This is a genomic window from Hyphomicrobium sp. DMF-1 (assembly GCF_027886585.1).
Lineage (GTDB): Bacteria > Pseudomonadota > Alphaproteobacteria > Rhizobiales > Hyphomicrobiaceae > Hyphomicrobium_C > Hyphomicrobium_C zavarzinii.
Window position 1 is genome coordinate 1,398,018 of record NZ_CP115706.1, and the last position, 22,280, is coordinate 1,420,297.

General features: G+C 64.8%; 18 protein-coding genes. 10 read left to right on the top strand and 8 right to left on the bottom strand.

What is annotated here, in order from left to right; genetic code table 11:
* Positions 1-63 precede the first annotated feature (63 nt).
* Complete coding sequence (gene glyS / locus PE058_RS06280; RefSeq protein WP_271030152.1) at positions 64-2,172, top strand: glycine--tRNA ligase subunit beta; 2,109 nt, start codon at positions 64-66, stop codon at positions 2,170-2,172.
* Between the two features lie 113 nt (positions 2,173-2,285).
* A complete protein-coding gene (locus PE058_RS06285; protein WP_026867811.1) occupies positions 2,286-2,483 on the top strand; it encodes a hypothetical protein in 198 nt (65 codons plus the stop codon).
* A gap of 113 nt (positions 2,484-2,596) precedes the next feature.
* On the opposite strand, the gene PE058_RS06290 is transcribed toward PE058_RS06285, so the two are convergent.
* The 4 genes from PE058_RS06290 to PE058_RS06305 all read right to left on the bottom strand — a co-directional run bounded on the left by PE058_RS06290 (position 2,597) and on the right by PE058_RS06305 (position 6,975).
* The gene (locus tag PE058_RS06290; protein ID WP_271030153.1) at positions 2,597-2,983 is read right to left on the bottom strand and encodes a DUF7282 domain-containing protein; all 387 of its coding nucleotides are present in this window, start codon (positions 2,981-2,983) and stop codon (positions 2,597-2,599) included.
* Between the two features lie 119 nt (positions 2,984-3,102).
* Positions 3,103-5,007, bottom strand: a complete 1,905-nt coding sequence (locus tag PE058_RS06295) for an ABC-F family ATP-binding cassette domain-containing protein (protein ID WP_020084523.1) — start codon at positions 5,005-5,007, stop codon at positions 3,103-3,105.
* A gap of 98 nt (positions 5,008-5,105) precedes the next feature.
* Positions 5,106-5,456 carry a DUF3147 family protein gene (locus PE058_RS06300; RefSeq protein ID WP_020084524.1) on the bottom strand — a complete coding sequence of 117 codons (351 nt, stop codon included), beginning with the start codon at positions 5,454-5,456 and terminating at the stop codon, positions 5,106-5,108.
* 10 nt (positions 5,457-5,466) lie between these two features.
* Positions 5,467-6,975: a DUF4339 domain-containing protein gene (locus tag PE058_RS06305; protein ID WP_271030154.1), complete on the bottom strand. Its 1,509-nt coding sequence runs from the start codon at positions 6,973-6,975 to the stop codon at positions 5,467-5,469.
* Positions 6,976-7,359: 384 nt separating this feature from the next.
* Here PE058_RS06305 and ndk point away from each other — a divergent pair, with 384 nt between their 5' ends.
* Positions 7,360-7,782, top strand: a complete 423-nt coding sequence (gene ndk / locus PE058_RS06310) for a nucleoside-diphosphate kinase (RefSeq protein ID WP_020084526.1) — start codon at positions 7,360-7,362, stop codon at positions 7,780-7,782.
* Positions 7,783-7,989: 207 nt separating this feature from the next.
* On the opposite strand, the gene PE058_RS06315 is transcribed toward ndk, so the two are convergent.
* The 3 genes from PE058_RS06315 to purM all read right to left on the bottom strand — a co-directional run bounded on the left by PE058_RS06315 (position 7,990) and on the right by purM (position 11,513).
* Positions 7,990-9,354 carry a cytochrome P450 gene (locus PE058_RS06315; protein ID WP_020084527.1) on the bottom strand — a complete coding sequence of 455 codons (1,365 nt, stop codon included), beginning with the start codon at positions 9,352-9,354 and terminating at the stop codon, positions 7,990-7,992.
* 358 nt (positions 9,355-9,712) lie between these two features.
* Positions 9,713-10,378: a phosphoribosylglycinamide formyltransferase gene (gene purN, locus PE058_RS06320; RefSeq protein WP_020084528.1), complete on the bottom strand. Its 666-nt coding sequence runs from the start codon at positions 10,376-10,378 to the stop codon at positions 9,713-9,715.
* A gap of 4 nt (positions 10,379-10,382) precedes the next feature.
* The gene (gene purM, locus PE058_RS06325) at positions 10,383-11,513 is read right to left on the bottom strand and encodes a phosphoribosylformylglycinamidine cyclo-ligase (protein WP_271030155.1); all 1,131 of its coding nucleotides are present in this window, start codon (positions 11,511-11,513) and stop codon (positions 10,383-10,385) included.
* 342 nt (positions 11,514-11,855) lie between these two features.
* Here purM and PE058_RS06330 point away from each other — a divergent pair, with 342 nt between their 5' ends.
* The 7 genes from PE058_RS06330 (at position 11,856) to PE058_RS06360 (ending at position 20,808) form a co-directional block, all read left to right on the top strand.
* Positions 11,856-12,971 carry a DUF2066 domain-containing protein gene (locus tag PE058_RS06330; protein ID WP_156827196.1) on the top strand — a complete coding sequence of 372 codons (1,116 nt, stop codon included), beginning with the start codon at positions 11,856-11,858 and terminating at the stop codon, positions 12,969-12,971.
* 290 nt (positions 12,972-13,261) lie between these two features.
* Positions 13,262-13,792 (top strand): CDP-alcohol phosphatidyltransferase family protein, encoded by a 531-nt coding sequence (locus PE058_RS06335; RefSeq protein ID WP_020084531.1) that lies wholly within the window; start codon positions 13,262-13,264, stop codon positions 13,790-13,792.
* A gap of 53 nt (positions 13,793-13,845) precedes the next feature.
* Positions 13,846-14,931 carry an AI-2E family transporter gene (locus PE058_RS06340; RefSeq protein ID WP_020084532.1) on the top strand — a complete coding sequence of 362 codons (1,086 nt, stop codon included), beginning with the start codon at positions 13,846-13,848 and terminating at the stop codon, positions 14,929-14,931.
* Positions 14,928-15,650 carry a DnaA ATPase domain-containing protein gene (locus PE058_RS06345; RefSeq protein ID WP_020084533.1) on the top strand — a complete coding sequence of 241 codons (723 nt, stop codon included), beginning with the start codon at positions 14,928-14,930 and terminating at the stop codon, positions 15,648-15,650. Before PE058_RS06340 ends, PE058_RS06345 begins: the two co-directional genes overlap by 4 nt.
* 205 nt (positions 15,651-15,855) lie before the next feature.
* Positions 15,856-18,045: an RNA degradosome polyphosphate kinase gene (locus PE058_RS06350; RefSeq protein ID WP_020084534.1), complete on the top strand. Its 2,190-nt coding sequence runs from the start codon at positions 15,856-15,858 to the stop codon at positions 18,043-18,045.
* A 124-nt stretch (positions 18,046-18,169) separates the two neighbouring features.
* Entirely contained in the window at positions 18,170-19,705 is a 1,536-nt protein-coding gene (locus PE058_RS06355; protein WP_245257614.1) for a Ppx/GppA phosphatase family protein, read from the top strand.
* Between the two features lie 212 nt (positions 19,706-19,917).
* The gene (locus PE058_RS06360; RefSeq protein WP_020084536.1) at positions 19,918-20,808 is read left to right on the top strand and encodes a DnaJ C-terminal domain-containing protein; all 891 of its coding nucleotides are present in this window, start codon (positions 19,918-19,920) and stop codon (positions 20,806-20,808) included.
* A 33-nt stretch (positions 20,809-20,841) separates the two neighbouring features.
* Here the strand turns inward: PE058_RS06360 and rnd are convergent, their stop codons facing one another.
* Complete coding sequence (gene rnd / locus PE058_RS06365) at positions 20,842-22,002, bottom strand: ribonuclease D (RefSeq protein WP_020084537.1); 1,161 nt, start codon at positions 22,000-22,002, stop codon at positions 20,842-20,844.
* Positions 22,003-22,280: the final 278 nt, after the last annotated feature.

The window sequence follows — 22,280 nt, forward strand, 5'->3', positions numbered from 1 at the left end:
TATGTCTGTGACGACGACGCGCGGGCGTCCCGCATTCGAATATCTTCCACGAGGCACTTGCCGATGGCCGAACTGTTGCTCGAGCTTTTTTCCGAGGAGATCCCTTCGCGCATGCAGGCGCGGGCGGCGGACGATCTCAAGCGGCTGGTGACGGACGGCTTGCGCGCGGCGGGCCTTGCGGTCGGTGACGCGCACAGCTTCGCGACGCCGCGCCGTCTCGCGCTCGCCATCGAGGACGTGCCCGCGCATTCGCCTGCCATCTCGGAGGAGAAGAAGGGGCCGCGCGTGGGCGCGCCGGAGCAGGCGGTGCAGGGCTTCCTGAAGTCGGCGGGGCTCGCCTCGCTGGGCGATGCGGAGATCGTGAAGGACGAGAAGAAGGGCGACTACTACGTCGCGCGGATCGAGAAGCCGGGCCGTCCGGCGGCGGCGATCACGGCGGAGGTCGTGTCGTCGGTGCTCGCGAAGTTTCCGTGGCCGAAGTCCATGCGCTGGGGCTCCGGCACGTTCCAGTGGATCCGGCCGCTCAAGTCGATCATCTGCATGATCGACGGAACCATCGTGCCGCTCGAGATCGCGGGGCTCACGGCGTCGAATGCGACGCGCGGCCATCGCTTCCACGGCAACGAGCTGTTCGAGGTTACGGGCTTCGAGGACTATGCGGAGAAGCTCGCGGGCCATGCGGTGATGCTGAACGCTGCCGAGCGCGGGGAGGAGATCCGCGAGCAGGCGGAAGGGCTCGCGGCGAAAGCGAAGCTCGAGCTGATCGCGGACGAGGCGCTGCTGGCCGAGAACGCGGGTCTCACCGAATGGCCCGTCGTGCTGATGGGCGAGTTCGAGAAGAGCTTTCTCGAGGTGCCGGCCGAGTGTCTGATAACCTCAATGAAGACGCATCAGAAGTGTTTCTCGGTGCGCGATCCCAAGACGGGCAAGCTCGCGAACCGGTTCATTCTCGTCTCGAACCTCACCGCAACGGATGGCGGCACGCAGATCGTCTCGGGCAACGAGAAGGTGATCCGCGCGCGCCTTTCGGACGCGAAGTTCTTCTGGGAGCAGGATCTCAAGCGTCCGCTCGACGAGATGGCGATCTCGCTCGAAGGCATCACGTTCCATGAGAAGCTCGGCACGCAGAAGGAGCGCGTGGAGCGCATCAAGGAGCTGGCGTTCCAGATCGCGGGCGCGGTGGATGCCGATCCGCAGGATGCGCGGCGGGCAGCCGAGCTGTGCAAGGCGGATCTTGTCTCCGGCATGGTGGGCGAGTTCCCGGAGCTGCAGGGCCTGATGGGGCGCTACTATGCGGAGCACGCGGGCGCGAAACCTGAGATCGCGCGCGCCATCGAGCTGCACTACAAGCCCAAGGGTCCGACGGATGTCGTGCCGAAGGAGGAGGAGGGCGACGCGGTTGCGATCGCCGTCGCGCTCGCCGACAAGCTCGACACGCTGGTCGGCTTCTGGGCCATCGACGAGAAGCCGACGGGTTCGGGTGATCCCTATCAGCTTCGCCGCGCGGCGCTCGGCGTGATCCGCATCGTGATCGAGAACGATCTACGGGTGCCGCTGATCCACGCTTTCGAGCAGGCCATTGGCCACTACAAGCTCGGGGCAGCCGGCAACGTTACGTGGGCGGGGCAGTCCGTTCGCTCGACCTCTGTCGATCTCCTGTCCTTCTTTGCCGACCGGCTCAAGGTCTATCTCAAGGACAAGGGTGCGCGGCACGATCTCATCGACGCGGTGTTCTCGCTCGGAGGGCAGGATGATCTCGCGCTGATCGTGCGCCGCGTGGAAGCGCTCGGCGAGTTCCTGAAGACCGATGACGGCGCGAACCTGCTGGCGGGCGTGAAGCGTGCGTCCAACATCCTCTCCATCGAGGAGAAGAAGGACAAGGCGAGCTATACGGGCGGCTACGATCTCAAGCTGCTCAAGGAGAAGGAAGAACTCGCTCTGGCCGCGGCGATCGAGAGCGTGAAGCAGGATACGGTGGCGGCGATCAACGTCGAGAACTTCAAGGGCGCGATGAATGCGCTCGCGGAGTTGCGCGCGCCCGTGGACCACTTCTTCGACAAGGTTACGGTTAACGACGCCGACCCCACGCTGCGCGCCAACCGCCTCAAGCTGCTCTCCGAGATCCGCGCTGCAACTCTGACGGTTGCGGACTTCTCGAAGATCGCGGGTTAACTGCGCGAGCCAGTGCGGCGAGGCATCTAGGTAATCGCACGTACGTGCCAAATGGCCGATTCACGGTATCTTTCCGCGCATCGTCGAAGGTGCTTTTGCAGGAGGGGCCGAAGATGGAGACGAGCTATCCGCCCACTGCGTTCAGTATCGCGAAGGACGGAAAACATCACGATGCGACCTTCGTCGTGGAAGACGACGTGGTGACTGTTTTCTATTGGGCGACCGAGGGCGTTACGCGGCGCACCGCGCGCGCCGAAAGCTCGGCGGAGCCCGAGGCGATTGCGCGCATGCTGCTCGATCAGATGATCTGACCGGCGCGGTCTTTTTTCTAAGCTTCCATACGACAAGTTGCCGGCGGCCTTGAGGGGACCGCCGGCTGCTCATGATCCGTGTCGGGTCTCGAGCCGCCTTGGGGTTGGCCCGCTTACTCCACGGTCACGATCTGCTGAACCGGCCCGCGGCCACTTGTGGCGGGCTTGTCGGCCGAATCGAAGGTTGTGTCGTTGTTGCCTTCCTCGTGCAGCATCACGATGAGCTTGCTGCCGGCCTTCGCCTTGCGTTCGAGCGTGATCGCAACGCCAGTGTTCTCACCCGCCTTCACGGGAGCGTGGCCGATGACTGTGCCGGGGATCGTGCCCGTGAAGTCCGTGGCGTGCACGACGAGGTAGCCATCCTTTTCCGCCGTGACCGCGCCAACCGTCACAGCGCTTTCCGATGCCTTGAGGCCGTCGGGTGAAATCATGCTCGCAGCGTGCGCGGTGAGTGCGCCAAGCGTCAGCGCCGCCGCAAGTGCCGCTCCATGCCTGATCATGATTGTCTCCTCCATGTTTGTTGCGGAGACGGCGCCACGCGCTCGCGGCGCCTCGATGTGCGCCGCACGCCTCCTGTGCTGGAAAAACGCGGAGGATGGAAATGGGTTCCCTGCGGGCCTCAGGCGCTCGCAGACTGTTCAGCGTCCTCATAGGCGCTGGTTGCCATCAGCCAGGCTTCCTCTGCCTCCGCGAGACGCTTCGCCGTCTGGCCACGCTCGAGCGAGATGCGGCTCGCCTTGGCGGCATCGGCGTAAAGATCGGGAGAGGCGAGCGCCTCGTCGAGCTTCGCCAGCTCCGCCGTCAAACGCTCGACGGATTTCTCCGCGGCCTGCATGGCTTTCTTGAGCGGCGCCAGCTCGGCCCGCCGGTCGGCAGCAGCTTTGCGTTGATCGGCGCGGCTGGCGCGGGTGTCGAGCGAGGCCGTATCGGCCGCTCCCTTCCGGTCGCCACGGGGCGCGCGGGCTTGCAGCAACTCGGCACGGTACGAGTCCATGTCGCCGTCGTAGGATTTCACCGTGCCGTTCGCGACCAGCCAGAGGCGATCGGCGGTGGCTTCCACCAGATGGCGATCGTGGCTGATGAGGATGACGGCGCCTTCGAACTCGGAGATGGCGTGGATCAGCGCCTCGCGGCTGTCGACGTCGAGGTGGTTGGTCGGCTCGTCCAGGATGAGCAGGTGCGGAGCGTGAAAAGCGGTGAGCGCGAGCAGCAGGCGCGCCTTCTCGCCGCCCGAGAGGTTGCCGCATTTCGTATCGGCCTTGTCGGCGCCGAAGCCCCAGGTGCCGAGGCGCGTTCGCCGCTGGGCCTCCGTCGCCTCCGGCATCAGCTTCACGACGTAGTCGAAGGGCGTCGAGAGCGGGTTCAATTCGTCGAGCTGGTGCTGGGCGAAGTAGCCGACCGAAACGCGGTTCGTGCCGAACACGTTGCCCGAGAGTGGGGCCAGCTTGCCCGCCACGAGCTTGGCGAAGGTGGATTTGCCGTTGCCGTTGGCACCGAGCAACGCGATGCGATCGTCCTGGTCGATGCGCAGGTCGAGCCCGGCCAGAATGGGATGAGCCGGATCATAGCCGGCGGTCGCCTTCTCGATGCGAATGAGCGGGCTCGCGAGCGGCTTCTCGGGGCTCGGCAGCGCGAACGGCGCCACGCGGTCCTCCACCTGTGATGCGATGGGCTGCATCTTGGCGAGGGCCTTCACGCGGCTCTGGGCCTGCTTGGCCTTGGTGGCCTTGGCCTTGAAGCGGTCGATGAACGCCTGGATGCGGCGGCGCTCGTCGTCCTGCTTCTTCTTGAGCTTCAGCACGAGGCTCTGCTTGGCGCGGCGCGTCTCCTCGAAATCATCGTAGCCGCCGGTGTAGAGCGTAAGCTTGCCGCGATCGAGATGAAGGATGGCGCCTGCCGCGCGATTGAGAAGATCGCGGTCGTGGCTCACGATCAGAACGGTGTGCGGATAGCTCTTGAGATAGCTTTCGAGCCAGAGCGTGCCTTCGAGATCGAGGTAGTTGGTCGGCTCGTCGAGCAGCAGGATGTCGGGCTCGAGGAACAGCACGGAGCCGAGCGCGACGCGCATGCGCCATCCGCCCGAGAAGGCGCGGCAGGGGCGCCGCTGGGCTTCCTCGTCGAAGCCGAGGCCCGCGAGGATGCTCGCGGCGCGGGCCGGGGCGGCATGGGCGCGCATGTCGGCGAGGCGGATCTGGATCTCGGCGATGCGGTGCGGGTCGGTCGCCGTTTCGGCTTCGGCAAGCAGGCTCGCGCGCTCGATGTCGGTCGAGAGCACCCAATCGACGAGGCTTTCATCACCGCCGGGCGCCTCCTGCGCGATGCGGCCGATGCGGGCGCCGCGCGGAATGGTGACGGTGCCCTGATCGGCGTGGAGATCGCCTGCGATCAGCTTCAGAAGCGTGGATTTGCCCGCGCCGTTGCGTCCGACGAGGCCGACCTTGTGGCCCTCGGGAATGGCGGCGGTCGCCTCCTCCAGGATCGGCTTGCCTTCGATGCGATAGGTGAGATCGTTGATGTGCAGCATGGTGTGCGAGCGAATAGCCGCTCGCGGCGGAATTGTCACGGGTTGCTGCGGACGTGGTGTCGCGAGTGGCGCGCTCCCCGTGTGTCACCCTGGCTGGCTCATATCGCGATGCCGAACCATTTCAGGAGCCGGAGCATGACCAGATAGCTGGCCGTGGTCGCCGCCACCGAGACGGCAAGGCTCGGCGCGAACGCGAAGCCTTTGCGCAGCAGCAGGGGGAGGACGATGAGCATGACGAGGGACGGTAAGACGAGCCAGAAGATGCCGGTCGCAAAGGCCGCCAGCCGTTGCGGGTCGCGAGTGTCGGCATAGAGCCAGATCATCGCCAGGATCGACGTCAGGGGCAGCGAGGCGATCAGCGCCCCAAGCACGACACTGCGCTTGGCGGCTTCCGAAGCCGTGACCACCAGCACGCTCGTCAGCAGAACCTTGATGAGTTGGTCGAGCATCGGGAGTGCCTTAGCCCGAGACCACCGGTTTCAGCGTCTCGAAAAGCAGGCGCTCCTGGGTGCTGGGGTCCTGGATGGAGAGATGCGCGGTGAACCAGTCCTTCAGCATGTTGCAGACGCGCTCGCGGGGCGCTTTCGCAAGCTCGCGCGGGTTGGCGAAGAGCTGCATGTCGGCCTGGGTCCAGCCGAGGCGGCCGAGCTCTCCGGCGAGCACGTCATAATCAGTCTTCACAGGCGCAGCGTGGTCGCTCGGCTGCTTACGGCCCTCGGCGATGGCGGCGACGACCGCAACCATCTGCGCCTCGATCTCGGAGTTCTTGGCCGGGTCGTCGATGCGCTCGACGATTGCCGTGCTCGTTTCGCCCTTCGAGATGAAGTCGTAGCAGCCGTCTCCGCTCTCGGCCGAAAGCTGCTTCAGGTTGGCGAGAAACGCGGACGCCACCTCCTTGTGGCGCGTGGTACTGGCGGCGAGCGCGAATTTCGCGTTCTCACGCCGGAGCTGGACGAACTCCGTGACCAGATAGCGCGTGATCTCGGCCTGGTCCTTGTGCTCGGAGGAGAGGCGCGCGACCTCGGCGACGCGGGTCTGATACCAGTCCGGGAACTCCTGCTTGATGGAGACCCACGTGGTGCGGCCCTGCAGCTTACGGTCCACGTCGTCGGGCGAGAGCATCGCAGGTGTTACGGGGGCCGCCTCGGCAGCGCCCGACGCGGTTGGGGCCGCCGCGGGCTCAGCCACAGCGGTTGGCGGCGGCGAGGGCGGAATGGCGTTCGCGGTCTTCACCTCGCCGGTGGCGCTGCCGCCGCTCTGGCTTTGGATGAAGGCGAGGATCTGGTCCTTGTACTGGCTGCTGAGCCAAGCCCCGGCTCCGGTCATGGCAAGCAGGCCGGTTGCCACCAGAGCGAGCCTGCGCCCGCGTCCGCGAGCCGGCTGCTTGGGCATCTCGGACGGCTTGCGGCTGTCGGTGGTGGTGCGTGGCATAACCGCGGGCGACGGGTACGCGCCATCGGGGCGCGGGCCGGTGCCGGCGGCGGGGCGGCCGGTGACGGGGTTGCCGACTGTCGCTCCCGGAGCAGCGCCTGTCGTCAGGGGGTTGGCGCGCGCGGGCTCGCCGGGGGTTCGCCAGCTCTCTGCCCCTGCGGCGGGCTGCGAGGAGGACGGTGTCGTTGCAGAGAGGGGCGCGCGCTGCTGAGCGGTGCCGGCGGCTTGCGGCGTGGATGCGGCCTGCGGCTGAGACGGGGCCGTAGAAGCGCTGGCAGCGGGTGCAGCGGACGGCGAAACGGCGGCCGGGGCGGCGGGTGACGCGGGGGCTGCCTGGGTTGCGGGAGCCGGATCTGCAATGGACGGGAACACGGAGACGGCAGTTCGCCAGTCGGTGAAACCCTGGCGCCAGACGAGGTCGTTCGCCTTCAAATGAGCGAGCTCGACGAGCTTCTTAAGCTCGACGTCCGATACCGGCCCGTGCTGCTTGCCGTCCCGGGCAATAAACCACTGAATGTCCGTCTCTGATCCGCTCATGCCTGCTCATACCATGAAGAGGGAAAACTGGTCCAAGCCCCCCGTCCCTCACTTTAGAACCGCCTGACGCCGGCAAGCTCCGCCCCGAAAGTCACCCCGCCCGTGAGCATCCGTTGGTGTCCGCTACACTCCACAAGATGCCGCTGCATCTCATGTTGTTTCAAACGTTCGTCATGGACACCAGGGATAGTCTATGCAATCTCCGCACATCAACGTCTGATCAGACATTGAATCCGGGCTTTTACAGGGCACTTTTGCCCGGCTGGCACCCGAGACTTGCTGCCTGCGTTAAGGCGCCGCCTTTCTTGGGGGAAGACGCCGGTCCTATAAGCCGCCCCAATGTCATAAAATTCAAGATGCAACACAGAACTCGAGAGATTTACGATGGCCATTGAGCGCACCTTCTCCATCATCAAGCCCGACGCGACGAAGCGTAATCTGACCGGCGCCGTGAACGCCGTGATCGAAAAGTCGGGGCTGCGCATCGTCGCTCAGAAGCGCGTGAAGCTCAGCACTGCCCAGGCGCAGGAATTCTATGCCGAGCACAAGGAGCGTCCCTTCTTCGGCGAGCTCGTCACGTTCATGACCTCGGAGCCGATCGTGCTTCAGGTGCTCGAAGGCGAGAACGCCATCGCCAAGTATCGCGAAGTTATGGGCGCGACCGATCCGGCGCAGGCTGCAGAGGGCACCATCCGCAAGCTGTTCGCGCTCTCGAAGGGCGAGAACTCGGTGCATGGCTCGGACAGCGCGGCATCGGCTCAGCGCGAGATCGGCCTCTTCTTCAAGGCTGACGAGATCGTCGGCTAAAACGGCCGGACCGATCTGAAACGAAAACGGGCCTCGTTCGAGGCCCGTTTTTTATTGCGTGGTCCAAACAGCGGCCGTGTTTTTCGGAGACGTGTCTGGATCCCGGCTTGTGGCCGCGGTTGTGGGACGCGTCGCCTTACGTTCCGTCACCCCGACGAAGGCGGGGAGATACGCCTGCAAGAGATGAGCTGGCTGTTATTCGCTTTCTCAGCTCAGCTCGCGAACGCGGAACAGCAATCCGCCGCGCGGCGTGAGCGTCACCGTCGCGTTGATGCCCGGCGGCTCGAGGCCGACATACTCGGGACGGAAGCGGCGCAGCAGGATCGAAAGCGCCAGCGTGTTCTCGACCTGGCTCATGGCGCCGCCGATGCACGAGCGCTTGCCCGCGCCGAACGGAATGTAGCTGTACTTCACCTGCTTCTGGGTCTTGTCCATCCAGCGCTCGGGGATGAACGCCTCGGGGTCCTTCCAGAACTTCGGATTGTGGTGCGCGCCGTAGCCGAACAGCACGATGCGGTCGCCGGGCTTGATCTCCTTGCCTGCGATCACGTCCGGCTGGGTGGCGACGCGGATGAGGCTCCAAACCGGCGGATAGATGCGCATGGTCTCCTGGATGACCGAGCGCGTGTACTGGAGCGCGGAGTAGTCGGCGGCCGTGGGCTCGCGATCGCCGCAGACGGCCTCGCCCTCGCGGCGGATGCGCTCGGCGGCCTCGGGATGCTTCGAGGTGAGGTACATCGCCCAGGCGAGCGTCAGCGCGGTCGTCTCCGTGCCGGCCCACAGATACTGCTTGATCTCGTCGATAGCCTGCTGCCTGTCGAACTCGGGAATGCTCGGGTCGGCAACGGCCGCCTCGATCATCTTGAGCAGGGTCTTCTCGCGCTCCTCGCGCGGGTCGGCCGCGAAGACGGCAGGCGGAACGCTCCACCACGCCTCGACGGCCTTCGCCGTATCCTCCTCGCCGACCTCGAACAGGGCGTCGGACTGACGCTTCAGGCGGATGTCCTTGTGGTTGGACACGTCGGTGTAGGTCTTCACGCACTTGAAGACGAAGTGCGGATTGAAGGGCATGTCGCGGTCGAACAGCGCCTTGCAGATCATGTCGGCGGCCAGCGTCCACGTCTGCTCGACCATCTCGAAGGTCTCGCCGGTCTTGGCGAGGCGGCCCCACTGGGCCATCTTCGATTTGATGGCATCGATGAAGTAGGGGATGTAGTCGGCGAACGCGTCGGGGTGGAATGCGGGCTGCTGGGGCATACGGATCTTCTGCCAGAGCGCGCCGTCGTGGGTGATCATCGACTTGCCGAAGATCGGCTTCAGACCGTCGAAATACTTGATGTAGTTGTCGACCTTGGTCACCAGCACGTGCTTGAAGTACTCGGGCTCGGTGACGAGCACGACGCGCTGGTTGGCCATGTTCACGGGAATGACGGGACCATAGCGCTCAGCCATCTGCATCAGGAGGCGCATCGGATTCTCCGGGTCCTTGAGGAGCGGAGAAAGATTGAACCAGATGCTGCTCTCGTCGCCGAGGCCGAAGCCCGACTGCTGCTCAGTGCTTTGTGCGGTCATGCGAAGTTGTCTCCGGGTGATCCGGTGGGGCCTTGCCGGTCCCGATCAGTTACATGTGCTTTTCACGCGAATGCACCGACGGACCATATCATCCGGTTCGAGGTTGCCTTCGCTCGTCTTCGGGTCTTCTTAACGCCTAACCCATTGATCGATGTGCCGGTCTGGGAATGCGGACCCTTGCTTTCCCAATTACTCTAGCACACGAAACCCAACTGCTTGGTGTTCCGGGGGTTACTGTTGAAGAGGTTCGAGTTTGGGAGTCTAGTGCCCCGGATTTCGACCTGTCCATGCGGCAGCGTTGCTCGGCGACGATTGTGGCGAAACGATTGACGCAGGGCAGGGTTTCAGTATCTGCCGTTCAGAGAGATGGCGAGCCCAGGACCAGCTCTTGGTTAATCCCAGTGTTAACAACATCTTGCCAGTATACCCGCTCATCTTTGAGTTGGGTTTGACCGCGCGCAACAAGCTCAAGGGCGCGGGGGTAGAGCCGGTGCTCCGCCGCGAGAACGCGGGCCGCCAGCGAATCGGGCGTATCCGAGGAAAGAACCGGAACGGCGGCCTGGCCGATGATGGGACCGTCGTCCATCTCCGCGCGTACAAAATGCACGGTGCAACCGGATATCTTGACGCCGGCTGCCAGTGCCTGCTCGTGCGTTTGCAGCCCCTTGAAGGACGGCAACAGCGAGGGATGGATGTTGATCATGCGGTCGCGCCAGCGCTCGACGAACGGCGCTGTCATGAGGCGCATGAAGCCCGCGAGCGCGACGATCTCGATGTGCGACATCTCGAGGACGCTCTGGAGCTGCCCTTCGAAATGCTCTCGGCTTTCGTAGCGCTTGTGGTCGAGGCCGAGTGTGGGGATGCCTTGCGCCTTTGCCCAGGCGAGACCCGCGGCGTCGGGGCGGTTCGAGATGACGAGCGAGATCTCGGCCGGATAGTCGGCGGCACGCGCGGCTTCGACCAGCGCCTGCATGTTGGAGCCCCGGCCGGAAATCAGCACTGCAACGCGCTTTTTGGCTGTCATGCGATCATCCGAACTTGAGCGTGCCTTCATAGGTGACGGCCCAGGCGTCGCCCTTGCCCTTGGCCGAGCTCTTCTCGCCGCGGGGCGGCGTGATCTCGCCGATCACGACCGGGCGCTCGCCGGCCGCCGCGAGGCTTGCCAGCACGGCGTCCGCTCCGCTCTTGGCGACCACGGCGATCATGCCGATGCCGCAGTTGAAGGTGCGCAGCATCTCGTCGTCGGGAAGGCGGCCGGCGCGGGCGAGCCACTGGAAGACGGCAGGCGTCTGCCAGCTCGTGAGGTCCACGGTCGCGGCCACTGTCGGCGGCAGCACGCGCGGCAGGTTTTCGGACAAGCCGCCGCCGGTGATGTGAGCGAGCGCCTTGATGGGGCCGTCGAGCGCGCCGCCGCTCGCCTCGATCGCGGCGAGCACGGGCTTGACGTAAATGCGCGTGGGCTCAAGCAGGGCATCGGCGAGCGATTTCTCGCGCGCGAAGGGGGCCGGATCGTCCCAGCCGAGCTTCTCCTCGGCGGCAAGGCGGCGGACGAGTGAATAGCCGTTGGAGTGGACGCCGGACGAGGGCAGGCCGATGACGATGTCGCCCACGGCCACGTCGGGACGCGGCAGGATCTCGCCGCGCTCCACGGCTCCAACGGCAAAGCCTGCGAGATCGTAGTCGGCGCCCTTGTAGTGGCCCGGCATTTCCGCGGTCTCGCCGCCGATCAGGGCGCATCCCGCCTGGCGGCAGCCCTCTCCGATGCCGGACACCACGGCGGTGGCGGTCGCCACATCAAGTTTTCCGACGGCGAAATAATCCAAGAAGAACAGGGGCTCGGCACCTTGCACGACGAGGTCGTTCACGCACATGGCGACGAGGTCGATGCCGATGGTTGCGTGACGGCCGGTGTCGATGGCGATGCGCAGCTTGGTGCCGACGCCATCGTTCGCGGCGACGAGCACGGGATCGCGGAAGCCCGCGCCCTTGAGGTCGAACAGGCCGCCGAAACCGCCGAGATCCGCATCCGCCCCGGTGCGGCGGGTCGATTTCGCAATGCCTTTGATCGCCTCGACGAGCGCGTTTCCGGCGTCTATGTCTACCCCGGACTCACGGTAGGTGATGCTCTTGCCTGGCGAACCGTCCGCTGGTTGGCTCATGAGTCCTCGGAGCTCGCTCGGGTCGGGGTCGGTGTTGCCGAAAAGCCGGTTTCCGTTTCGGATCAAGCCCGGGACCGGTTATCCGCCAGCACTCTAAACCCTACTTTCGCCCGAATGTGAAAGGGAGATGGGGCCTCCTACCAGCTCAGGGGCATAACGGCAACGGACAACGGGCGCGCCATGTCCTAAGAGTCGTTCGGATTTCGTGCTTCCTGTTCGGAAATCCGGCTCCAGCCTTCGGGAAGCACTCTATGCCGCAGGCTGGCCACGGTTCGCGGCAGTCTTAAGATCCATGGAAGCCCGCCCGGGACAAGACCGGTTTGACTACGCTGGAGGGATGATTTGACGACTCGACCCAAGACTTCCCGGCTCATGCTCGGCTTTGGGCTCGCGATGGTCGTGGGGGCGCTGCCCGCCTGGGCGGCACCGGCGGACAAGGTTTTTACGATCGCAAACTATCCGGTGGATGCGACGGCCAAGGACGCGGTTGCGGCCAAGGAGAAGGCGCACGCCGAGGGCCAGCAGGCTGCGCTGGGCGCGCTGCTGAAGCGGCTCGTTCCCGTCACTGCCTACAACCGCATAGACCGGCTTAAGGGCGTGCGGGCAGCGAACTATATCGACGGCGTTGCCGTGCGCTCGGAAAGCAATTCGAATACGCGCTACATCGCGAGCCTCGACTTCTCGTTCCAGGCCGACAGCGTGCGCGAGCTCCTGCGGCGCGAGGGCGTGCCGTTCGTGGAGGAGCAGGCTCCGCGCATGGTGCTCGTGCCGGTGACGGCAGAGCCCGGCGAGAAAGGGGCCATGCGCTATCGTCCGGCGGGCGGAACGTGGAGCCAGGTGTGGAAGGGGCTCGATCTCGACAACACGCTGACGCCGCTCAAGATCGAAACGCTTCTGCCGGTGGTTCATGACGACACGATCGCGGCAGCCATCAACGGCGACGACAGCGTCGAGCGCATCCTGACGAACGAGTACAAAGCGGATTACGTGCTGTTCGCGGTTGCCGAGGTGGACACCGCCGGCAAGCAGCTCAACGTGACGCTGGCCGGCATCGATCCGGCCGGACTGCTCTCCTGGCGGCGGAGCTATCGGCTCACGGACGGTGATGTCGCCTACGCCATGGAGTTCGCGTCCGTGGTGACGCAAGGCGTGCTCGAAGGGCGCTGGAAAGTCGCCAAGACCGAGGAGGGCGGCCAGGGCGGCGGTTTCTCCGGTGGCGGTGGCGAGGTTCACATGGCGGTCGAGTTCACGAGCCTCGGGGAGTGGAACGATCTCAGGGGGCGTCTTCTGGATCTCCCGGGCGTGGACGACGTGCGCATCGGGGCTGTCTCGGCGCGCAGCGCGGAAGTTTCTCTCCGCTATCCTGGGGGAGGCGCGGGCCTCGCACCCGTATTGGCCCGACAGGGCCTGACATTGACCGCCGGCGGAGGATTGTGGACGCTCCGGTCCGGCTATTAGGCAAAATTACGGATTTTGCTCGCGATCAACATCTCTTATCGTGCTCGAATTCAAATTCTTAAGTGACCGGTTGCGCGCCAGATTGACGAGATCGGGTGCAAAATTTGGCCGGTTGGCGTAAGACGCCCGAAAGGTGCGTCTTGCGCCTTTTTGGGATCGACTGGTTTTCAGGTCTTGTGCATCGCTCGGGCCATCGAGCCGGTCGGATCCAGCCGTACAGAGGGGCCGGTTGGATTTGATGTCGGATAACGTGACGTATGGTCGTATTTCGAGAGACAGGTACCAGCCAGTTGAACATTCCGAACCTGATCACGTTAGGGCGTGTGATCCTGGTGCCCGTGGTGTTCTGGCTTCTGGTGTCGGGACAGACGCAGCTCGCGTTCTTCGCGTTCGTGCTCGCGGGTGTCTCTGACGCGGTCGACGGTTTCATCGCCAAGCGCTTCGGCCTTTCGACAGAGCTCGGCGCCTATCTCGATCCGTTGGCCGACAAGCTGCTGATCGTTTCCATCTTCGTAGCCCTCGGCGTGCGCGGCGCGTTGCCGTCGTGGCTCGTGATCGCGGTGGTCTCGCGCGATATTCTCATCGTCGTCGGCGTCATGCTCTCCTGGCTGCTCGATCATCCGGTGCGCATAAGCCCCCTCATCGTCAGCAAGGCCAATACCGCGGCGCAGATCGTGCTGGCGGCCACCGTGCTCGCCGACGACGGCTTCGGCCTCGGGCTCGAAACATTGCGGGTCGGGCTGGTGTGGATTGCGGGGGCGCTTACGATCGCGTCGCTCTGGGCGTATCTGCGGGCTTGGCTTCGACACATGTCTGGGTAAAAGTCCCCGCAGTGGAGCGGCGCGCGGCGTGCGCGCCCGGCACGGGGGAAGGCATGCGCGCGGAGCGGCAGGTTCTGTTTTGGGTCACGGCGGCGGGATTGCTCATCCTCACGATCGCGGTCCTGAAGGACATCCTGCTGCCGTTCATCGCCGGTATCGCGATCGCCTATTTCCTGAGCCCGCTCGCGGATCGTCTGGTTTCGCTCGGATTGAACAGGGTCGTCGCCTCTCTCCTGATCGTCGCGACGCTCGCCGTCGTGATGATCGCGGCGCTGGTGCTGATCGTGCCCATCATCCTCACGCAGGCGCAGGAGCTGGCGGCGGCGCTTCCGGGTGAGATCACGCGGCTGAGGGGCGCGTTGGAAACATGGGCCCGGGAGCGGCTCGGCCCTGGTTTCGCCGGTTTGGATGCGCAGATCGGACGCGCGTCGGACCAGTTGGCGGAGAACTGGGCGAGCCTCGCGGGCTGGGCGGCGACTTCGATCTGGAGCGGCAGCTTAACGATCGTGAACTTCCTGGCCTTGATGCTCGTGACGCCGCTCGTCGTTTTCTATCTGCTCGTGGACTGGCACCCGATGCTCGAAAAGATCGATGGCTGGCTGCCGCGAAATCACGCGGCCTCGCTCAGGGGCCTCGCCTCCGACATGAACGACGCGGTGGCGGCGTTCGTGCGCGGGCAGGGAACGGTGTGCATCATTCTCGGCATCATCTACGCGGTCGCTCTCTCGGCGATCGGGCTCAACTACGGACTTCTGATCGGTCTCATGACAGGGTTGCTTGCTTTCATTCCGTTCGTCGGCTGGGCTTTGGGCTTCATGACGGCGACGACCGTCGCCATCGTTCAGTTCTGGCCGGAGATGCTGCCGATCCTGGTCGTGGTGGGGGTGTTCCTGGCCGCGCAGGGGCTCGACGCAGGCTTCCTGAGCCCCACCATCGTCGGTTCCAAGATCGGTCTGCATCCGGTGTGGCTGATCTTCGCGCTGTTCGTGTTCAGCTATCTGTTCGGCATCGTCGGCACGCTGGTCGCGGTTCCGCTGGCTGCGGCGCTGGGCGTGCTGATCCGCTTTGCGCTCGATGTCTATCTGAAGAGCCCCGTCTACCGGGGCACGGCTCCCGCTACGATCGAGACGCTGCCATGACCGCACGCGCCACCAAAGCAGCGGAGCCCCAGCAGCTCGTGCTCGCGCTTCCTCATCGCCAAGCGCAGGAGGCCGAGGATTTTCTCGTCAGCCGGTCGAATACGACGGCTGTCGATCTCGTGGATAGCTGGCCGGGCTGGCCGCTTCATGCGGCGACTGTCGTCGGACCGGCAGGCGCCGGCAAAAGCCACCTCGCCAACGTGTGGCGCGCGCGCTCGCATGCCTCGGTGGTGGCAGCGCGTACGCTCGACGAGACGGCCGTTGCCGCTTTCGAGCAGCAGCGCACGCTCGTGGTGGAGGACATCGATCGCGGTATCGGGAGCGAGCAGGTTCTCTTCCATCTGCTCAATCTCGCGCGCGAGAAGTCCGGCTCGCTGCTGATGACCTCCCGCATCGCGCCGGGAGAGATGACGATCGCTCTGCCGGATCTCAGGTCGCGGCTGCGGGCCATCCCGCCGGTGCTGATCGAGCCGCCTGACGAAGCGCTTATCCGCTCCGTTCTGGTGAAGCTCTTTTCCGACCGGCAACTCGCCGTCGAGCCGCATGTCGTGAGCTATCTTGCGCTGCACATGGATCGCTCGATGGATGCGGCCACGCGGGTGGTCGCGGTGTGCGACAGGCTTTCGCTCGCCATGCAACGGAAGGTGACGCGAGCCGTTGCCGCGGCTGCCCTTGCGGCGGAGCGCGAAGATGCGGAAGATGGCGGCGGCGAAGGCTAGGATCTTTTCGTCACGATGGCGTTGCGCCTCATCGGGTGCGAAAGTGATTCGATCTCCCGTTCTGGCGCGCCATTTCCACCAGGGGGCCAGCCACCGCGGCTTTTTTGCGTGATGAAACAGGCGCTAAGGCCGTCATCATACTGTTGCACGTTGTACGCCTCATTCGGGCCTACCGATTGGCCGGAATGATTGCAGGAAAGACGACATGGCTTCAGCAAAAGGTAAGCAGAAAGTGGAAGCACGCGCGCCGGTTCCCGCAACTCCCGTGCCCGAAGGTCCTGCCCGGTTCTACAATCGCGAGCTTTCGTGGCTGCAGTTCAACAGGCGCGTGCTCGAAGAGGCCCAGAACAAGCAGCATCCGGTGCTGGAGCGGCTGCGCTTCCTATCGATCTCCGCCTCCAACCTCGACGAATTCTACATGGTGCGCGCGGCGGGCATCTACGGCCAGATCGCGGCCGGGGTCGCGACGCTGACCCAGGACGGCCTGACGCCGAAGCAGCAGCTCATGGAGATCAATCGCTTCGCCGCTAAGCTCGTCGCGGACAAACAGGCGTGCTGGAACGAGATCAAGAAGGACATGGCCACGGCGGGTATCGAGATCGTCGAGCCCGCCGGTCTCTCGCCTGCCGAGAAGACGTGGCTGCAGCGCCTGTTCCTCTCGCACATCTTTCCGATCCTCACGCCGATCGCCGTCGATCCCGCCCATCCGTTCCCGTTCATTCCGAACCTCGGGCTCACGATGGTCGTCTGGATGCAGCGCAAAAGCGATGCGAAGGCCATGAGCGGGCTCATCCCGATCCCGAGCCAGCTCGAGCGCTTCATCCGGCTGCGCGTGGAGGAGACGGCGAAGTCGACGCAGCTTCGCTTCATTCAGCTCGAGGAGCTGATCGGCATGTTCATCTCGGAGCTGTTCCCCGGCTTCGACGTGAAGAGCCAGGGCGCGTTTCGCGTGCTGCGCGACAGCGACGTGGAGCTGCAGGAGGAAGCGGAAGACCTGGTGCGCTCGTTCGAGACGCTCCTGAAGCGGCGGCGCCGTGGCCATGTGATCCGGCTGGAGCTCGATGCGCGCATGCCGGACAGGCTCAAGAAGTTCGTGATCGACGAGCTGGAGGTGGGGGAGGAATCCGTGTTCCTCAAGGAAGGGCTGCTCGGGCTTTCCGATACGTCGCAGCTCATCGTGCCGGACCGGCCCGACCTCGTGTTCAGCGTGTTCAATCCGCGCTTCCCCGAGCGCATTCGCGAGTTCAACGGCGATTGCTTTGCTGCCATCAGCAAGAAGGATCTCGTCGTCCACCATCCTTACGAGAGTTTCGATGTGGTGGTGCAGTTCCTGCGGCAAGCGGTGGCCGATCCCAACGTCATGGCGATCAAGTGGACGCTCTACCGGACGTCGCGCGACAGTCCGATCGTGCAGGCGCTGAAAGAGGCCGTCGAGGCGGGCAAGTCCGTCACGGCGGTGGTGGAGCTCAAGGCGCGCTTCGACGAGGCCGCCAATATCCGCTGGGCACGCGATCTCGAAAAGGCGGGCGTGCACGTGGTGTACGGCTTCATCGAGCTCAAGACGCACGCCAAGCTCGGACAGATCGTGCGCCGGGAAAACTCGGAGCTGGTCACCTACTGCCACATCGGCACCGGCAACTATCATGTGCAGACGGCCCGTATTTATACGGATCTTTCGCTCTTCACGACGGACGCGGGTATCGCGCGCGACGTCACCCGCATCTTGAACTTCGTCACCGGTTACGGTGAGCCTGCGGAGCTCGAGTACGTGGCAGCGAGCCCGCGCGGCATCCGCAACCGCATTCTCGATCACATCGAGCGCGAGATCGCGCATGTGAAGGCGGGGCGTCCCGGCGCGATCTGGATGAAGATGAACTCGCTCGTCGATGCGCAGATCATCGATGCGCTCTACGAGGCGAGCCAGGCGGGCGTCGAAATCGATCTCGTGGTGCGCGGCGTGTGCTGCCTGAGGCCGGGCATTCCGGGGCTCTCGGAGAACATTCGCGTCAAGAGCATTATCGGGCGTTTCCTCGAGCACGCGCGCATCTACTGCTTCGGAGAGGGCGAAGGGCTGCCGTCGCCTGCCGCTGCGGTCTACATCAGCTCGGCGGACATGATGCCGCGGAACCTCGACCGGCGCGTCGAGGCCATGGTGCCGATCAAGAACGCCACCGTGCACGAGCAGATTCTCGACCAGATCATGGTTGCCAATCTCAAGGACAACCAGCAGAGCTGGGAAATCAAGGCAGACGGGTCGTCCTCCCGCATCGAGCCTGCCCCGGGCGAAATGCCCTTCAACGCGCACAAGTACTTCATGACAAATCCTTCGCTCTCGGGGCGCGGACAGGCGCTCAAGAAGCATTTTCCCCCGCGCTTCGATTTGCAAAAAGACTAGACCGGCGCCGCTTGAGCCCCTATCAAGCAGACGCGTATTTCACGGCCTAAACTCATGATGTAGAGCGGGTTTCGCGTTTTTGGCGTGGTTTGGCAAAAACAGTCGCTCCGGGCAGGACTCATCGGTGAGCTTGACGCAGGTGTTCGGCGGGCGCGGAAAAGCAACGGAGCTCGAGCCTCTCGGCGTGATCGACATCGGGTCGAACTCGGTGCGTCTCGTGGTGTACGAGGGCGCCGTGCGGGCGGCCATGCCGATCTTCAACGAGAAGGTCCTGTGCGGGCTCGGCAAGTCGATCGCCTCCACCGGGCATCTCGGCGCTGAGAGCGTGGAGCGGGCGCTCGAGGCGCTGCGGCGGTTCCGCGCAATCGCGCATATCCTCAAGGTAAAGAACCTCCGTGTGCTGGCCACCGCGGCAGTGCGCGAAGCCGAGGACGGGCACGACTTCATCGTGCGCGCGGAGAAGGCGGCCGGCACGCGTATCGAAGTTCTTTCCGGCGAGATGGAAGCGCAATTCGCCGCCTACGGTATCCGCATGGGCTTCATGAATGCGGACGGACTCGCGGCCGACCTCGGTGGCGGCAGCCTCGAAGTGATCGACATCTACAAGGACCGCCTCAACGACGCGGCGACCCTGCCGCTCGGCGGCCTGCGTCTCATCGACCAGACGGCGAACCGCATCGAGCGCGCGCTGCCGGTGGTGGATGAATCGGTTGCGCGCATCAACTGGCTGGTCAACGGGCGAGGGCGTCCGTTCTACGCGGTCGGCGGCACGTGGCGCGCGCTTGCCAAGCTGCACATGGAGCACACGAACTACCCCCTGCGCGTGATGCACGGCTATTCCATTCCGACGCGCGAGGCGATCGAGTTCTGCCAGTTTGTGCGCCGGACGAAGAAGGTTTCGACTCTCAGGGGTATGGAAGAGGTGGCGCGCGCGCGGCGCGACGTGGTGCCCTACGGCGCGCTGGTGCTCGAACGTCTGCTCGAGGCGCTGGCGCCCTCGGAGGTGATCTTCTCCGTCTTCGGCATCCGCGAAGGGCTGCTGTTCAGCCTCATGACGCCGCACGAGCAGGCCAAGGATCCGTTGCTCTGCTTCTGCGAGGACTATGCGCGCCTCAGGTCCCGTTCGGTCGCACATGCGCACGAGCTCTGCTCATGGACAGACGCGCTGTTCGAGGGGGATGGCCTCAAGGAAACGGAGGAGGACCGGCGGCTGAGACATGCCGCGTGCCTTCTCTCCGACATCGGCTGGCGGGCGCATCCCGACTACCGGGGTGAGCAAAGCCTCAACGTGGTGGCTCACTCGGGGATGTCGGGTATCGATCATCCCGGCCGCATCTTCCTCGCGCTCGCCGTCTACTACCGGCACGTGGGATCGGACGAGGCGAAGGGGGACGATCTTTCGGCCCGGCTCCGGCTCGCGGTCAGCAAGCGGGCGCAGAAACGCGCTCGCATCATCGGCGCGGCCATTCGCGCGGCCCATATGCTCTCGATCGGCATGCCGGGCGTCATCGACGAGACCAAGCTCTCCTACGAGGGACCGAAGCTCGTTCTCACCATTCCCAGGACTTACGAGGCGCTCGACGGCGAACGGCTGAGGCGGCGCTTCGGAATGCTCGCAGAGCTTGTGCAACGGGAGCCGGAGATCCGCATTCTGGGCTGAGCACAGACGCAAATTTGCGCTGGTCTCGGGCGCTTCTGATCCCGTATCTATCGTAGCCAGTGGCCGACCGGCCTTCATATCCTCGCGCTGAGTGTTTTCTTTGCACTTGACCCGCCCCTGTCCAGGATCTTGCTTCTTGCCGGAAAGCCGGATCGCGCGGTGGGGCTCGAAGCGATTGTGGGATGAAAGCACACTAAGGATGCACGCCGCTCATGGCCGATGATCCCTACGAAATTCTGGGCGTGCCCCGTGGCGCGACCGACGATCAGATTCGGCGCGCCTACCTCAAGCTCGTCAAAGAGCTGCATCCCGACGTCAATCCATCGAAGACGGCCGAGGAGCGTTTCAAGAAGGTGACGGCGGCGCATGACATCGTCGGCGACCCCGATCGGCGCCGGCAGTTCGATGCTGGCGAGATCGATGCCTCGGGCGAGCCGCGCAGGCCTGCCTATCGGCCGCAGGGCGCGGGGGCGCGGTCGCGTGGGGGCGGGCCGATCTTCGAGGATTTCGGCGACGTCTTCTCCGACCTGTTCTCCGGCATGGGACGCGGCGGTGGAGGCCGCGCCGGGTTCTCCACGAAGGGGCGGGATGTCCGCTACACGCTGGACGTGGATTTTCTGGAGGCCGTGCAGGGCGCGAAGAAGCGGGTGACGCTGCCGGACAACGGTGTGCTCGATCTCGCCGTGCCGGAAGGTGTGTCGGACGGGCAGATCCTCCGTCTTCGCGGGCGCGGAGAGCCTGGCGTGGCGGGCGGTGAATCCGGGGACGCGCTGGTCGAGATCCGGGTGCGTCCGCATCGCGATTTCCGGCGCGAGGGCGACGACATCCTGATCGAAGTGCCGATCACCATCGACGAGGCGGTTCTTGGCGGCAAGGTGGAGGTTCCGACCGCGTCGGGCCGGGTGCAGCTCACCATCCCCAAGGGCACCAGCTCCGGGCAGGTGCTGCGGCTCAAGGGCAAGGGCATCCGCAATGCGGCGACGGGAGCGACCGGCGATGAGCTGGTCACGGTGCGCATCGTGCTACCGGATACCATCGACGACAGCCTCTCGTACTTCCTGACGGAATGGCGCCAGAAGCATAAGTACGATCCGAGGAAGTAGGGCAACAGGCAGCGGAGTGTCGTGCCGCCGCGCTCAGCTCTCCTCGGGAAGGCCGATGGCGAGCACCTCGCCTTTGGCGAGCGTCAGAGCCAACTCGCCACGCTTCAGCTTGAGCGCATCCTCGCCGAAGAGCTGCCGGCGCCAGCCCTTGAGGGCGGGGACATCGGGATCCTTTTCGCTCGCGATGCGCTCCAGATCGTCGGCGTCTGCGATGAGGCGTGGGGCCACGCGGTGACGTGCGGCGGAGGCCTTGAGCAGCACCTTCAGCAACTCGATGGTGGCGGTGGCTTCCGCGGACATGGGCTGGCTGTGCGGAAGCGCTGGCACAGTCTTCGGATCGCGCTCGAGGCCGCGCTTCACCGCGTCCACGATCTCCTTGGCGCGCTGTGAGCGCGAGAAGCCGTCGCTCAGCGTGCGAAGCTCGGAGAGTTTCTCCGGGCTCGTGGGCTGCTGGTTGGCGATGTCGTAGAGAGCTTCGTCGCGCAGGATGCGTCCGCGCGGCACGTCCTGCGCCTGCGCAAGGCGCTCGCGCCAGGCCGCCAGCTCGATCAGAACGGCGAGGGCTTTGCGGTTCTTGACGCGCATCTTGAGGCGCTGCCAAGCGTTCTCCGGGTGGCTCTCGTAGGTCGAGGGCGCGGTCAGTTCCGCCATCTCCTCGTCCAGCCACGATTCCCGGTTGGTCACCTCGAGCTCGGTCTTGAGGTGGGTATAGATGTCCCGCAGGTGAGTGACGTCGCCAATGGCGTAGACGAGCTGTTTTTCCGTCAACGGACGACGGCTCCAGTCGGTAAAGCGCGAGCTTTTGTCGAGGTCGCGGCCGGTGATCTTCTTCACCAGATTGACGTAGCTCACGCTTTCGCCGAAGCCGCAAACCATGGCGGCGATCTGCGTGTCGAAGACCGGCGCCGGGATGAGGCCTGCCTCGGAGAAGACGATCTCGATGTCCTGGCGCGCGGCGTGGAAGACCTTCACGACCTTCTCGTCCGCCATGAGGTCGTAGAAGGGCTTTAGATCGAGGCCCTCCGCCAGCGGGTCCACGATCACCTCGTCGCCGGGGCCGGCGAGCTGGATCAGGCAGAGGTCAGGCCAGAACGTCTGCTCACGCATGAACTCGGTGTCGACGGCGACGAAGTCGCCGGCGGCGAGCCTGGAGCAGGTTTCGGAAAGGGCAGAAGTCGAGGTAATGACGCGCATTGCGCGACGGTTATAGACACGGGAAGCGCGGATGTCGCTAGTTCCGTGCGCGCCGGGCGCATTTTCTCCCCGATGAGCGTCGGGGAGACACGACGCTGCGGCGCGGCCGTCCGGGTCCATTCGGCCGGTCCGGCGTGCTCGCTTGCGGTTCTCGCCGCTTGAAGGCGTGCCCTTTCGCGCGCGCCAAGTCCGGCCAAAATAAAATCCGGCGGAAAAGTAAAATGGCAGGGTGCGACATCTAGTCAAGTAAACGCCTGTGATGTATAAAATTCCGCAGG

Excerpts from the sequence above, each read along its gene's own strand:
- PE058_RS06350 (WP_020084534.1), top strand. The coding sequence starts at position 15,856 with ATGGCTTCAGCAAAAGGTAAGCAGAAAGTGGAAGCACGCGCGCCGGTT.
- PE058_RS06345 (WP_020084533.1), top strand. The coding sequence starts at position 14,928 with ATGACCGCACGCGCCACCAAAGCAGCGGAGCCCCAGCAGCTCGTGCTC.
- PE058_RS06295 (WP_020084523.1), bottom strand. The coding sequence starts at position 5,007 with ATGCTGCACATCAACGATCTCACCTATCGCATCGAAGGCAAGCCGATC.
- PE058_RS06285 (WP_026867811.1), top strand. The coding sequence starts at position 2,286 with ATGGAGACGAGCTATCCGCCCACTGCGTTCAGTATCGCGAAGGACGGA.
- PE058_RS06340 (WP_020084532.1), top strand. The coding sequence starts at position 13,846 with ATGCGCGCGGAGCGGCAGGTTCTGTTTTGGGTCACGGCGGCGGGATTG.
- purM (WP_271030155.1), bottom strand. The coding sequence starts at position 11,513 with ATGAGCCAACCAGCGGACGGTTCGCCAGGCAAGAGCATCACCTACCGT.
- rnd (WP_020084537.1), bottom strand. The coding sequence starts at position 22,002 with ATGCGCGTCATTACCTCGACTTCTGCCCTTTCCGAAACCTGCTCCAGG.
- PE058_RS06300 (WP_020084524.1), bottom strand. The coding sequence starts at position 5,456 with ATGCTCGACCAACTCATCAAGGTTCTGCTGACGAGCGTGCTGGTGGTC.
- PE058_RS06315 (WP_020084527.1), bottom strand. The coding sequence starts at position 9,354 with ATGACCGCACAAAGCACTGAGCAGCAGTCGGGCTTCGGCCTCGGCGAC.
- ndk (WP_020084526.1), top strand. The coding sequence starts at position 7,360 with ATGGCCATTGAGCGCACCTTCTCCATCATCAAGCCCGACGCGACGAAG.
- PE058_RS06360 (WP_020084536.1), top strand. The coding sequence starts at position 19,918 with ATGGCCGATGATCCCTACGAAATTCTGGGCGTGCCCCGTGGCGCGACC.
- PE058_RS06305 (WP_271030154.1), bottom strand. The coding sequence starts at position 6,975 with ATGAGCGGATCAGAGACGGACATTCAGTGGTTTATTGCCCGGGACGGC.
- glyS (WP_271030152.1), top strand. The coding sequence starts at position 64 with ATGGCCGAACTGTTGCTCGAGCTTTTTTCCGAGGAGATCCCTTCGCGC.
- purN (WP_020084528.1), bottom strand. The coding sequence starts at position 10,378 with ATGACAGCCAAAAAGCGCGTTGCAGTGCTGATTTCCGGCCGGGGCTCC.
- PE058_RS06290 (WP_271030153.1), bottom strand. The coding sequence starts at position 2,983 with ATGATCAGGCATGGAGCGGCACTTGCGGCGGCGCTGACGCTTGGCGCA.